The sequence below is a fragment of the Emticicia sp. TH156 genome (genome assembly GCF_002855535.1).
In the GTDB taxonomy this organism is placed as follows: Bacteria; Bacteroidota; Bacteroidia; order Cytophagales; family Spirosomataceae; genus Emticicia; species Emticicia fluvialis.
This window is the reverse complement of sequence record NZ_PKRS01000003.1, coordinates 227,794-239,556: the sequence shown is the minus strand read 5'-3', so window position 1 is coordinate 239,556 and position 11,763 is coordinate 227,794. Positions and strand designations below refer to the sequence as shown.

Sequence of the window (11,763 nt, the reverse complement as noted above, 5' to 3'; positions counted from 1 at the left end):
GGTCCGAGAATTTTAATTACGTTATACTATTAAATAAACTATTAATAAAACCAGACAAACAAAAATGGTGATCATGTATGTCTGGGCTTTTCCGTTCTGAATCTGACGGGTATAGCTACCCATTTTTGCAGTCGAATTAGCTACAAAGTTAACAAAGCCATCAATGATGTTCTGTTCTATCCAGCTTACTAATTCTGAAATCAGCAACATTAGTCTGGCAGACAGATTAACGATTCCGTCAATCACTACTACATCAAACTGATGAATATAAGGGCTGATACTCAAAACCGGATTCACAAAAACTATCTGGTAGATTTCGCTCAGGTAAAAATTATGGAATATAAGCCTGTTAAACAATCCATCAGGCTGGGTTTTAAATTTATCAATGGCGGCTCTTTCTTCTCTGGTGTATCTGTAACCGAGCCATAGTCCGGCAGCTGAAACCAGCATGGCAATGAGGGCCATCCAGTGGAAACTACCTGAATGATGCGGGAACGACTCAAAGAACCAGCTGCTTTCGGCATAAAATGGGTTTACTGAAAAAACAAAGCCTATTGAAGCCACAGCCATTACCAGCACCGACCATTCCATCGGGCCCATTTCCTGCATGGTTTCATAAAAGTGTTCAATAATGAGTTTATCGTCTTCGTCCGGGTTATCATCCACGTTTACTATTCCTTCAATGCGGCGCGTAAGCCTCTTATACAAACTAATGGCTCCGGAAGATATCAATTCAATGGGGTTATCCTCATAATCCAGAAAAACCAGATACACCTGGCGCATCATATAAAAAGCGCTCAACCCTGAAACCACAAGTGTGCATACAGGTAGGATATAGGCTGCCGTAGACGACTGATGACTGGCCCAGTCGAAGGCTGCTACAATAATGGCATCTTTAGACAAAAAACCTGAAAAAAACGGAATACCCGCCAGAGCTGCAGCACACATAGTGTAGCAGTAAAATATAACCGGCATCTGCCTGCGCAGGTTGCCCATGTGGCGCATATCCTGCTGATGATGTGTATAGTGAATAACAGCCCCGGCCGACAAAAACAGGCCTGCCTTAAAAAAAGCATGGGTAAGTAAATGAAACAATGCGGCATTAACAGCGCCCGTGCCTAAAGCTACTACCATAAGCCCGAGCTGAGAGATGGTAGAGTAGGCCAGTAATTTTTTAATATCATATTGGTTAAGCGCCGATAAGGCTCCGAGCAAAGCAGTTAGAATACCCACCAGCGCCATTACAAGTAGTGCGTCCGGGTTAAGAAGCGGATACACCCTTGCCATCAGAAAAATACCGGCGGCAACCATAGTAGCCGCATGTATAAGCGCCGAAACCGGCGTGGGGCCTTCCATGGCGTCAGGCAGCCAGGCCTGTAAGGGTAACTGCGCCGACTTGGCCACGCAACCGCAAAAAATAAGCAAACCCATTGTGGTAATAACAGGGCTGCCAAAAGACTCGGCCGACAACAGTTTGGCTTTTTCTGCTATCAGCGAAATATCAAATGTGCCAAAATAGCGGTAAACCAGGAAAATGCCTATCAGAAAGCCTACATCACCAACGCGATTGACCAGAAACGCCTTTTTGGCCGCATTTGTGGCCGATTGTTTTTCATACCAGAAACCGATGAGCAGATATGAACACAGCCCGACGAGTTCCCAGAAAATATAGATCATGAGCAGATTGCCTGATATGACAATGCCCAGCATAGCCAGCACAAATAGGTTAATATAGGCATAGTATCGGCCAAAGTCGGTGTCGCCAGACATATAACGCATAGAAAACACCTGCACCCATAAAGCAATAAACTGAACCAGAAAAAACATCATGTAAGTGAGTTCGTTCAGCAGAATATCAATTGCAAATGTGGTTGAACCAAAATGGAACCAGTCGAGGTGGATTACATACCCGGAGCCATTATTGATGCTTATACCCATAGAAAAAAGCACCCCCACCACATTGAGCGAAATGGAAAGAAGACCCACCGATTGTTCACTTAAGGTGTTTCGTTTAAACAGCAGCAACGAAAACCCAATAAAGTATAACAAAAGGTTGATTAATATTACTTGCTCGGCAGACATTCAGATTAAACGCTTTTTTGCAAATATCTTACCTAATGAGTTATAAAGCAAAGATGATGCACATTTTTGTCTTTAATTTATACACAGCATCTGCGCGCACTTATGGCCTGAAGCCACATGGAAGGGTGTTGCCGGCCTGAAGCATGACCTTTTTTTGAGGCTCATAAAAGTGTTGACCGCTGTTGATGATAATTCGTTTTTATTCGCTTATCTTTCGACGTTTTTATGGCCAGCCAAGCCGATGGATTTGCCGCACATTAGTCATCTTTATCATTATAAAAAACTATGAGTTCACCGTTTTTGGGTTTACGCACCGCCACTTATAAAGTAGGCAATTTAGATGAGGCAAAAGCCTGGTATAGCAGTGTATTTGAAACAGAGCCTTATTTCGACCAGCCTTTTTATGTAGGTTATAATATAGGTGGGTTTGAACTTGGCCTGGTGCCAGACGAAAAAAACGATGGCAAAACCGATGGCGTAGTAACCTATTGGGGTGTAGCAGATGTTGAGGCCGTGCTGGCTACCCTGCTGGCCAATGGTGCTACCTTATACGAAGACCCCACCGACGTTGGAGACGGCATAAAAGTTGCCGCTGCAAAAGACCCCTGGGGCAATGTGGTGGGTGTTATTTATAACCCTCATTTCAGCTCGGGTTCGTAAAAATTTCTGAAAGTTTTGGTTACACCCTGAAAAATCGAAAACTGTGCCACTACATAAAACAGTATCTGGAAGTAGACGTGCAGGCCTGTTGGTGAAACATATAAAAAATATATCTCAGACATAGTCAGGATTGAAAAAAATACTGAGCCTGCCAGAAACCAGTAATAGCTGCTGTTGCTGGCTTTACGCATCAGTGCTGTGATAATAAGCAAGGCTAAAAAAGTCATGTACAATATTGATGAAAAGAAAAATGCTGAGCCAAGCACCGGCGATACAATTAGTACTGGTGCGCTGATAAGCGCAATACTCAGCGCAATTTTCTGCAGGTCTTTCCAGGTTGTACCAAAAACTGCTTCATGCCTTACGGTAGAAATATAAAATGAGTAAGAGAGTGAATAAAACACCAAAGCAGTTGACTTGATGTACTCGTTCTCAAATTCAAAGAAGATATCTGCGATAGCCGCAAAAAGTAAACCCAGACCATAGGTATAGTCTTTCAGTTTCAAATCTTTTCTTCTCACCAAGTAATAAAACCCCAGAAGGCAAAGTACTGGCAAAATACTGAAATAATTTGGAGAACCCGGATTGAGGGAATAGGCACCAGCGTCGATCAAACAACTGAGCACGTAAAATATTATTAACCTTAAAGGCATTTTTGAAGTTTAAAATAGCAATTGTATGACAAAAGTACTGAATTTTCTCGATTCTGAAAATTTAGCACTGTCTCTCATTGCTTCATGGCTACAAACACTTTTAATAAAGGTATTAATTTTTTAATATTATCATATAATTGTGCCTTGTAATTTTGTAAGGCAATTTTAACTACATCTAAAATAAAAAAGAGAAATGAAAAGAAATGCAAATGCCGTTTGGCAAGGAACAGGTAAAGAAGGCAATGGCCACCTGACAACACAAAGCACAGTACTGAACGAAACACAGTATTCATTTAATTCTCGTTTTGCAGAAGGAGTAGGTACAAATCCTGAAGAACTGATTGCAGCCGCTCATGCCGGATGTTTTACGATGAAACTAAGTTTCAACCTTTCTGGTGCTGGTTTTGTGCCTGAAAAACTAGAGACCAAATGTGAGATTACTTTTGAAAACGGTGAAATTACCCTTTCTCATCTGATACTGAACGCCAGCGTGCCTGAAATTACAAAAGAAAAGTTTGATGAGCTGGTAGCAGATGCAGAGGCTAACTGCCCGATATCAAAGCTATTGAACACTAAAATATCGGTAGACGCTACTTTGGCCTAATGCCTCATAAATGCGATAGTAGAAAGCTATTACTGCGCCGCAGGCCAAGCACCTGCTGCAAAAGTGATAGCTTTTTTTGGTGGATGTCATTCAATTTGCCTTTCAGCATATCTGGCGGTAAATCTGCAGGTGTTGTTCAGTGAATTTATCCCACGAGAACTTCTGAGCCTGCGCCAGAGATTTTTTACTCAGTGCCAGATGCAGGTTTTTGTCGGAATATAATTGTAACATGGCACCGGCTATGGCTTCTTCATCGGTGGGGTCAACCAGTATGCCGGCGTCTTCAACTACCTCGGGCAATGAGCTTCTGGATGACGAAATAACCGGTGTGCCGCACTGCATGGCTTCAAGCGGTGGCAGGCCAAACCCTTCATACAAAGAAGGATACACAAAACCCAGTGCAGCTGAATAAATGGGTGCCAGGTCTTTGTCTTCTACATAACCAGTTATAATTATTTTGTCTCTTAAGGAAGGATTAGCCTTTATCTCATCAAAAATTGCTTCAAAGTCCCAGCCTTTGGTACCAACCAAAACCAGGTTCAGGTCTTCAATTTTTTCTTGCTCAATCAGCTTAATAAAGCTTCTGATGGTGCGCTCAATGTTTTTTCGTGGTTCTAAAGTAGACAGCGACAATAAGTATCGCTTATGCACACTGATACCATATTTTTTAAGAACGTACTCAATTTCTTCGTTATCCCGTACCTGATAAAATTTCTCTGCCGATGCAGCCAGCGGTACCACAAATACTCTGTCTGGCGATACCCCCGTTGCTTCACAGAGGTCGTTTTTGGTTGACTCTGAAATACAAACCGGATAAGTACCCTTTTTGATACAATTCAAAATCTGTTTCGTTATGCTCACATTCCATTCGCCAAAATATTGAGGAAACAGATAAGGGATTATATCATGAACCGTAATAACTCTGGCAGGTTTGGATAAGGCTTCCAGGCCCGCCGGGGTTGGTAAAAAGGGCGAATGATAAACATCATATTGCTCTAAAGCACTGATAACCGGATTATACCCGGGCTTCAGGCGTGCCCTGAGCCTGGTAAATACTTCTCTTATCAGTTTTTGAGGCAATGACTTATAAGCAAAGGCCGAAACCAGGCTATTTTCAAAATGGGCATATCTCAGGTCTTTGGGTGTATTCAGAACCGGGTAGCCTGCATTTGGGTAGTTTTTTTGAAGAAACCCCAGAGTTTCGGGTAAATGTTGGGTGCCTGTAATGGCAAGTTCAATGTCGGGGCTGCGATGCAGACCGTAAATCAGATTTTCTGCCACACGGTAAATACCCGTTCGCGATTGTTCATTAAAAAAACCCAGACCTAAAACGGCGCCATCTAAAACTACTCTGCTCATTTTTTAATGATTAATTATTCTGTTAACAATCAGCTCTTTTACTTCGGCACTTTCAGGGTGCTTTACATAAACGGTTTCAACATTATTGCGCTCAAAGGGCAGGCCAATGCTTGCCTTATGATTATGAATAAGGTAAACTGGCAGATTTGCAAGCGGAAAAAACGGATAGCCTACACTTTTGTAGACTGTTATGGTTTTGCAAAAGATGCTGCACAGATGCTCGGGGAACGAATCAAGCGTAAGTGCATAAGTGGCCTGTTGCGATAAAAGCGCTAGTTCATGAATATTTATTTTGCCCGATGTATCCATAATTCTGTTTCTGAACGGTGCCTCAACCTGAACCAGTATCTGTTGCGAAAGCGCTGTTTGCCCGCAAAGCATTACGTTATATCCGGTTTTAGCGAGCAGGTCGTTCAGCACCGCCGCCCAGAAGGCAGCCGATAACTGTTTCTGTTCTCCACCAGACTCCGGAAAAACCATAAGATAGGGCGCAGTCGGCAGGGTTATTTTTTCTGCTATATGCCCGGTGGTTACGCCGGGGGCAATCGGGAAATAAGGTTTCACATCTGCCAGCGTGCCGGTAATGCCCATTTCGCGCAGAAGCATAAAATACATGTCGAAATGATGAAACTCACCGTCGGGTACATCAAATTCAACATCCAGCAGCCCGCCCAGTCCGCGCCGGGCAAAACCCAGGGCACGCCCTGTTTTTATAAACGGAAGCACAAAATGTGCTACGGCATCGCTGTACCTGATATCGATATAGTAATCATAAGAATGCTGTTGCAGCAATGGTATAGCGGCACGGAAAGTATTGTAAAATTGTGCAAGCTTTTCTCTGCCAGCTATCTTCCTGCGGTTGGTCTGGTAATGGTCTATATAAATGGTGCGGTCTATGTAAGGATTATGCTCATTAACGGGTGCACACCAGCTTGGCGCAAGCAAATCTATACTTATATCCGGATACTTTTTCTTTATTATCGGAAACAGATACGTAACTGTAAGGGCATCGCCCAAATGCCCAAGAGAGGCTATCAGCACTCGTTTGGGCGACGTAACAGAGTAGTTACGGGGGCGTTTTTTAAAAAACAGGCTTGCATAAATATCCACGAAGAAATCCATCACTTTCAGTGGAATGGTTTCACGCGGGGTACCACAGTATTTCCTCATAGGTAAAATCTTTTCTTATAGTTTATAGCCCTGCGCGCCAATATGCAATTTCCAGAATTCTGTTTCGTAAATATCCCAGGCATGGCAGCCAAATGGTAAGCCCTTGTTGAGTTCGTAGGCTTTTTGGGGCATGTGTTCAACAGCAAATTTCAATGCCTGCCTCCAGCCCGGAGTACGCACCTGTTTAAAATAGCGGTTCAGCTCAATACACCAGAACATATCTTCATTGTAAGCAGGGTGGGTGGCCGCCATTGCCAGATACTCCTCTATTTTTTTGTGGTTGCGTGGTATCAGGCTTAGTAGCTTTTGGGTTTTTCTTAAAGAGAACCCGCCATTGCCTACGCTTCGTTTCATGATTATTTCTTTGGGGCCATATTTGCCATGGAGGTCTTCTTTCAGATTGAACCAGATGGCCATCTGTTTTTTAAACTGCCATACCCATTCTTTCCACTGGTTGTCAAACTCAATTTCAATACGCCAGGGAGCCCCTATATAATCGTAACCCTGATTGCACCAGTAAGCCAGTTCATCTCTGAAAACAAAAGCATCCAGCTGATAAATCAGCATATACTCATAGGTCGTAAAACGTGCATAAAATTCTTCTGACAGCAATAGCCGGTTGTAAGTTAGCGTGCTTTTAAAATAGCCATCGTCAAAATTCCGGGTCTGCAGTTGTGGGTACTTTTCCAGCAGATAACTGACATTAAGCGAAGAAGGTTTAACCAGAATAATAGGATAGTTACCCAGAACCCTGACACCCTGCTCAAGCGAGATGGCTTCATAGGCACTCAGTTGCTGCTGATAGACCGGAATAAGTACGCAAACGCTGGTGTTTTTCAAACTGTAAGTCTTTAATCAAAAAAAATAGTTTTTGTCAGATAATCGTGCCGCCATCTATAGAAAACAGTCCGCCGGTGGTATAACCGGAAGCCGCTGATGCCAGATACAAGGCCATAGGTGATATCTCTTCTACTGAGCCCATACGCGCTATCGGCAGGCGTTTAGTAAAGTGCGCCAGCGTCTTCTCGTTGTCCCACAATGCCTGACTGAATTTGGTTTTAATAAGCCCCGGACAAATGGCGTTTACCCGTATGCCATCCTGGCCCCATTCTTTAGCAAGCACTTTGGTAAGCATGTTTAACGATGCCTTGCTTACGCTGTATATCCCAAGGCCGGGGTCGGGCGTGTGCCCGGCAATGCTGCTGATATTGATGATACTGCCACCCCCGCGAGCTTTCATAATACCATGAACCATTTTAGAAAGCTCAAACGGAGCTTTCACGTTCACCTGCATAATTTTGTCGAAAGCGCTTTCAGAACAATCCAGCGACGGCCCGTAAACAGGGTTGGTGGCTGCATTGTTTACCAGAATGTCAATTCCACCGTATATTTCAATGGTTTTATCAACCAGCAATTGCAGTTGCGGCATTTCACCGGCATGTGCGGCTATGGCGGTGCATTCACCTCCGGCTTGTTTTATTTCTGTAGCCAGTTCATCCAAATCGGCCTGTTTCCTGCTGCTTATCACAACTTTGGCGCCGTATTCTGCAAATATGCGGGCTATGGCTTCGCCAATGCCTTTGCTGGCACCGGTAATAACAGCCACTTTTCCAGTTAAATCAAAAACGTTTTTCATAGACCTTATGAGGTAGAATAGTATCTTACTGTAAAATCAATCCGCCGTCGGCTATCAGGCTCTGGCCAGTAATAAATGATGATTCGTCGGCTGCCAGATACAAAATGGCACTGGCAATTTCTTCCGGTTTGCCAAAGCGTTTCATGGGTGTGGCATATCGCAGCGCATCCAGATACGCGGTATCGGTATCGGCTCCTTCCAGCATGGGTGTTTGCGTGAAACCCGGACAAACGGCATTGATTCTGATGCCGTATTTGGCAAATTCAATGGCTGCGGTTTTGGTCATGCCTACAACTGCGTGCTTACTGGCCGAATAGGCAATATGGCCTACCATGCCCAGATGCCCCGCCACTGAGGCTATATTAACAATGTTACCGCTGCGTTGTTCTGCAAAATAGCGCAACGCGGTTTTCATACATTGCCAGAGACCTTTTACGTTGATATCAATGATTTTGTCGAAATCGGCTTCCGGATACTTTTCAGTACGTACACGCGGGCCGAGTACACCGGCTGAATTGACCAATACATCAAACCTGCCCCAAAGTGCAATTGTCTGTTCAAACATCTGCTCAATATCGGCAGCGCGGGTAACATCTACTTTTAGGTAGCCGGCCTCGCTGCCTGTATCGGCAATGGCATTCGCCAGCTCGCCATCTATGGTATCAGACAAATCGGCTACCATTACTCTTGCGCCTTCTCTGGCAAATAATATAGCCGCCGCTTTGCCGATGCCCGAGTTACCGCCGGTAATAATAACTATTTTGTCTTTGAATCGCATACTGTTATTGAGTGAATGAGCGAGTTAGTGAATGAGTGATTATTATCTTTGAACTATAATTTAGTGTTTTGCAACCTAGGCCGATTTTAAATGATTTTGCCCTCAGAAATTGAGAAACATTGTGCCATCAGTTGTGAACATTGAGGCTAATATTGATGGTAAGCAATGCCTGCCACTATATACCCCAGGTACTCTAAGTTTCACAATTGTATTATCTGCTTAAATCTTTTTATTTAACCAAATGAATTGATTTTCTATTCTTACAAGATTCAGGAATAATCACTAAGCCACTCACTCATTCAACTACTAAATTAAACCTGCTTCTCACAAAAATAAATAATTTCTCCTGCGGGCAGGGCGTATCTTTCAACCAGCTCTTTTGGCATTTTCAATACAAAGTCATCTTCTTTTACTTTAAAACCTGCTTTTTCCAACTCACGGCCATAATCACGGCCAAAAAGGCGGAGGTGGTCGTTCTGCCAGAAAACCCGTTCACGTTCGCGAGGGTCGGTAATGGTTGGGTCTTCAAAAGTATGTTCTTTCGTCCAGTCCTGCGGCGATTGTATAATGCCCCATCCGCCGGGTTTCAGCACACGATACAACTCAGACATGGCCTTGTGGTAGTCTTCTACGTGTTCCATTACGTGGTTGCAAATTACCACATCAAATGTATTGGCCTCAAACGGAATCTCATGAATATCCATTTTTACCTTTGCCAGCGGAGACTCGATATCAGCCGTTATGTAGTCCAGATTTTTCATGGCCTCAAAACGGTCAATGAAACAATATTCAGGGGCTACGTGCAACACTTTCAGATGCCCGGCCTGAAAGAAATTGGTTTTTTCTTTCATGTATAAGGCCATCAGGCGGTGTCTTTCAAGGGCCAGACAGTTGGGGCAAAGCGCATTTTTGCGGGTTGCCATCCGGCCGTAGGGCAAAAATTTATTCAGTTTTACATCACAAACCGGGCACTCTACGGTGTTTCCTTTCAAAATAATGGTGTAAACTTTGAGGGGTATATGGCTGAATAACTGGAGGTATTTTCTTGGAATGAAACGTAATAAGAAACTAATAATTTTGCCCATGCGCTAAAGTTATGACAGTATATCGTTGTAATTTAAGCCCAAAAATAGTTATTTTTGTCTTTGTTTTTACACCAATATTTAAAGATTCGATAAATTTATGGAAATAAAAAAACGAAAACCTCCCGGAAAAAGGATGATTAAAAATATGCCGCTGCGCGTGAAGTGGTTCTTGTCGGCCTCGGTTGGCATGATACTGGTGGGCTATGGTTTGTCGGTTTTTAGCGAAGCAGGGTATCTGAAGCATACCAATGCGCCTTTTCTGCGATGGTTTTTGTTGGGCACCTATAGCCTGATTATGGTTAACTCCGGGCTGGCCTTGTTCGGGCAGGCGGTTATTTTCAGGATGCGAATTGAGAATCGCAAGCTGATTAAGAATATTCTGAAAGACCGCGACAAGAAACAGAAAAGAACCCTTACCATAACCAGACTGGAGCCGCCAAAAGCAGATTAAGCATAGAAGCAACCGATGGGCCAGTTAAAACACAGCCCAGTTTGGTGTTTCTTTAGAATTATAAAAAAATACTGCCCTGGTTATCAGGCAGGTGCTTTAAACAGGTCAGCTTTATGCTTCTGTGTCAAAGCAGGAATTAACACCAATTTTATGAGAGAACCGGAAATACAGAAGACAATTATTCCTGTTGATTTGAATGACAAAGCGCTGAAAATCATTTCTTATGCTTTTATAATATCAAAAGATATTTTGTGTAACCACACTATTTTTCATTGCCTGGAAGATGACACCACCAAAGAGGAGGCCGGTGAGCTTCTGAAAGAAATGTTAGTTACCGTGCTGGAGCGTGTTCCGCAACTGCCTCAAACAACCATTAAAATACATGTTGTAAAAGGCAATTTTATTGAAGAACTAACCAGGCTTGAGGAGCAGGAGAAGTTTAACACTTTGGCCATTGGTACCGGCAGTAAGGCGGAAGACTGGGAAATGGGCGATACAACCAGAAAGATTGTGATGAGCATACCTGTACGGATAATTGCGGTGCCACCGCAGGCCGAGATGGTTTTTCCGGGTAGTCTGGGTGTTTTGGTTGAAACCATCGAGGAGTCGTACAGTGGCGTTTTTGATATATTTATGCAGTTTGTAGCTTACTACAATCTTTTTTTGAGCTTTGTAGTATTTGCCAAAGACAAACAAAAGCTGGAAGAGGAACGCGCCCTTATTGAGGGTTTTAAAGATTTTTTCAGTGATACCATCTCGTTCAGTTTTATTCTGGAAGAAGAACAAACCGTGCTGAATTTTCTTAAGTATGCCGATGAACTGGGCTGCGACGGCACCGTAATTGCCTGGGACGAAGGCACCACCGCCTACAAGCTGGCTCGTGATACAGGCAGGGTATTCTGTAATCCGTTGAAACCGATTCTATACCTGAACCGCAGCGAGCTGAAGGGAATCCCCGAACATTTGTTTTTTGCAGACGAAATAGCCGAATAAAAAAAGAGACGCCCGGAAGCGTCTCTTTTTTTTTGATGGGCAAAATATTTTCTGATTATTTCGCAAATTCTGCTTTCAAAGTCTCAACGTCAACACGTTGAATATCAACTTTCAACGACAAACGTTTGATTTCAGCAATTCTGTTTTTTGCAATTGCCTGGTTTCTTTTTGCTTTACGTTTTAACTGTGTTACTGCCATTTTTTTAGATATTTTGGGCTCCAGAACCCTAAAAAAAGGGCTTAGAGGTATTGAATGATTATATTTTAAAATCGTCCGGAAAGACTATGATTC

13 protein-coding genes are annotated in these 11,763 nt (G+C 43.2%); 4 read left to right on the top strand and 9 right to left on the bottom strand.

What is annotated here, in order from left to right; all coding sequences use genetic code 11:
* Window positions 1-21: 21 nt before the first annotated feature.
* Complete coding sequence (gene nuoL / locus C0V77_RS07410) at window positions 22-2,082, bottom strand: NADH-quinone oxidoreductase subunit L (protein ID WP_101725709.1); 2,061 nt, start codon at window positions 2,080-2,082, stop codon at window positions 22-24.
* Between the two features lie 285 nt (window positions 2,083-2,367).
* Here nuoL and C0V77_RS07405 point away from each other — a divergent pair, with 285 nt between their 5' ends.
* Window positions 2,368-2,742 (top strand): VOC family protein, encoded by a 375-nt coding sequence (locus tag C0V77_RS07405; RefSeq protein ID WP_101725708.1) that lies wholly within the window; start codon window positions 2,368-2,370, stop codon window positions 2,740-2,742.
* Here the strand turns inward: C0V77_RS07405 and C0V77_RS07400 are convergent.
* Window positions 2,721-3,395 carry a lysoplasmalogenase family protein gene (locus tag C0V77_RS07400; RefSeq protein WP_101725707.1) on the bottom strand — a complete coding sequence of 225 codons (675 nt, stop codon included), beginning with the start codon at window positions 3,393-3,395 and terminating at the stop codon, window positions 2,721-2,723. The genes C0V77_RS07405 and C0V77_RS07400 overlap by 22 nt on opposite strands.
* 193 nt (window positions 3,396-3,588) lie before the next feature.
* Between C0V77_RS07400 and C0V77_RS07395 the strand changes: the two genes are divergently transcribed.
* Window positions 3,589-3,999 carry an OsmC family protein gene (locus C0V77_RS07395; protein ID WP_101725706.1) on the top strand — a complete coding sequence of 137 codons (411 nt, stop codon included), beginning with the start codon at window positions 3,589-3,591 and terminating at the stop codon, window positions 3,997-3,999.
* Window positions 4,000-4,101: 102 nt separating this feature from the next.
* On the opposite strand, the gene C0V77_RS07390 is transcribed toward C0V77_RS07395, so the two are convergent.
* From C0V77_RS07390 to C0V77_RS07365, 6 genes are all read right to left on the bottom strand, one after another.
* Entirely contained in the window at window positions 4,102-5,358 is a 1,257-nt protein-coding gene (locus tag C0V77_RS07390) for a glycosyltransferase family 1 protein (RefSeq protein ID WP_101725705.1), read from the bottom strand.
* A 3-nt stretch (window positions 5,359-5,361) separates the two neighbouring features.
* The gene (locus C0V77_RS07385) at window positions 5,362-6,528 is read right to left on the bottom strand and encodes a glycosyltransferase family 9 protein (RefSeq protein WP_101725704.1); all 1,167 of its coding nucleotides are present in this window, start codon (window positions 6,526-6,528) and stop codon (window positions 5,362-5,364) included.
* Window positions 6,529-6,543: 15 nt separating this feature from the next.
* On the bottom strand, window positions 6,544-7,368 hold the full coding sequence (locus tag C0V77_RS07380) for a DUF5672 family protein (protein WP_101725703.1): 825 nt from the start codon (window positions 7,366-7,368) through the stop codon (window positions 6,544-6,546).
* Between the two features lie 34 nt (window positions 7,369-7,402).
* Window positions 7,403-8,164, bottom strand: a complete 762-nt coding sequence (locus C0V77_RS07375; protein WP_101725702.1) for a glucose 1-dehydrogenase — start codon at window positions 8,162-8,164, stop codon at window positions 7,403-7,405.
* Between the two features lie 25 nt (window positions 8,165-8,189).
* Window positions 8,190-8,942, bottom strand: coding sequence for an SDR family NAD(P)-dependent oxidoreductase (locus tag C0V77_RS07370; protein ID WP_101725701.1), 753 nt, complete (start codon window positions 8,940-8,942; stop codon window positions 8,190-8,192).
* 311 nt (window positions 8,943-9,253) lie between these two features.
* Entirely contained in the window at window positions 9,254-10,027 is a 774-nt protein-coding gene (locus C0V77_RS07365) for a class I SAM-dependent methyltransferase (protein ID WP_101725700.1), read from the bottom strand.
* Window positions 10,028-10,124: 97 nt separating this feature from the next.
* On the opposite strand from C0V77_RS07365, the gene C0V77_RS07360 reads away from it, so the two are divergent.
* Window positions 10,125-10,478, top strand: a complete 354-nt coding sequence (locus C0V77_RS07360; RefSeq protein ID WP_101725699.1) for a hypothetical protein — start codon at window positions 10,125-10,127, stop codon at window positions 10,476-10,478.
* Between the two features lie 150 nt (window positions 10,479-10,628).
* The gene (locus C0V77_RS07355; protein WP_143706029.1) at window positions 10,629-11,471 is read left to right on the top strand and encodes a hypothetical protein; all 843 of its coding nucleotides are present in this window, start codon (window positions 10,629-10,631) and stop codon (window positions 11,469-11,471) included.
* A 55-nt stretch (window positions 11,472-11,526) separates the two neighbouring features.
* Here the strand turns inward: C0V77_RS07355 and C0V77_RS23245 are convergent, their stop codons facing one another.
* The gene (locus tag C0V77_RS23245; protein ID WP_173830529.1) at window positions 11,527-11,670 is read right to left on the bottom strand and encodes a hypothetical protein; all 144 of its coding nucleotides are present in this window, start codon (window positions 11,668-11,670) and stop codon (window positions 11,527-11,529) included.
* Between the last annotated feature and the right edge of the window lie 93 nt (window positions 11,671-11,763).

What these genes read in the sequence shown, in the direction of transcription:
- nuoL (WP_101725709.1), bottom strand. Translation starts at nt 2,082, where the DNA reads ATGTCTGCCGAGCAAGTAATATTAATCAACCTTTTGTTATACTTTATT.
- C0V77_RS07405 (WP_101725708.1), top strand. Translation starts at nt 2,368, where the DNA reads ATGAGTTCACCGTTTTTGGGTTTACGCACCGCCACTTATAAAGTAGGC.
- C0V77_RS07400 (WP_101725707.1), bottom strand. Translation starts at nt 3,395, where the DNA reads ATGCCTTTAAGGTTAATAATATTTTACGTGCTCAGTTGTTTGATCGAC.
- C0V77_RS07395 (WP_101725706.1), top strand. Translation starts at nt 3,589, where the DNA reads ATGAAAAGAAATGCAAATGCCGTTTGGCAAGGAACAGGTAAAGAAGGC.
- C0V77_RS07390 (WP_101725705.1), bottom strand. Translation starts at nt 5,358, where the DNA reads ATGAGCAGAGTAGTTTTAGATGGCGCCGTTTTAGGTCTGGGTTTTTTT.
- C0V77_RS07385 (WP_101725704.1), bottom strand. Translation starts at nt 6,528, where the DNA reads ATGAGGAAATACTGTGGTACCCCGCGTGAAACCATTCCACTGAAAGTG.
- C0V77_RS07375 (WP_101725702.1), bottom strand. Translation starts at nt 8,164, where the DNA reads ATGAAAAACGTTTTTGATTTAACTGGAAAAGTGGCTGTTATTACCGGT.
- C0V77_RS07370 (WP_101725701.1), bottom strand. Translation starts at nt 8,942, where the DNA reads ATGCGATTCAAAGACAAAATAGTTATTATTACCGGCGGTAACTCGGGC.
- C0V77_RS07365 (WP_101725700.1), bottom strand. Translation starts at nt 10,027, where the DNA reads ATGGGCAAAATTATTAGTTTCTTATTACGTTTCATTCCAAGAAAATAC.
- C0V77_RS07360 (WP_101725699.1), top strand. Translation starts at nt 10,125, where the DNA reads ATGGAAATAAAAAAACGAAAACCTCCCGGAAAAAGGATGATTAAAAAT.
- C0V77_RS07355 (WP_143706029.1), top strand. Translation starts at nt 10,629, where the DNA reads ATGAGAGAACCGGAAATACAGAAGACAATTATTCCTGTTGATTTGAAT.
- C0V77_RS23245 (WP_173830529.1), bottom strand. Translation starts at nt 11,670, where the DNA reads ATGGCAGTAACACAGTTAAAACGTAAAGCAAAAAGAAACCAGGCAATT.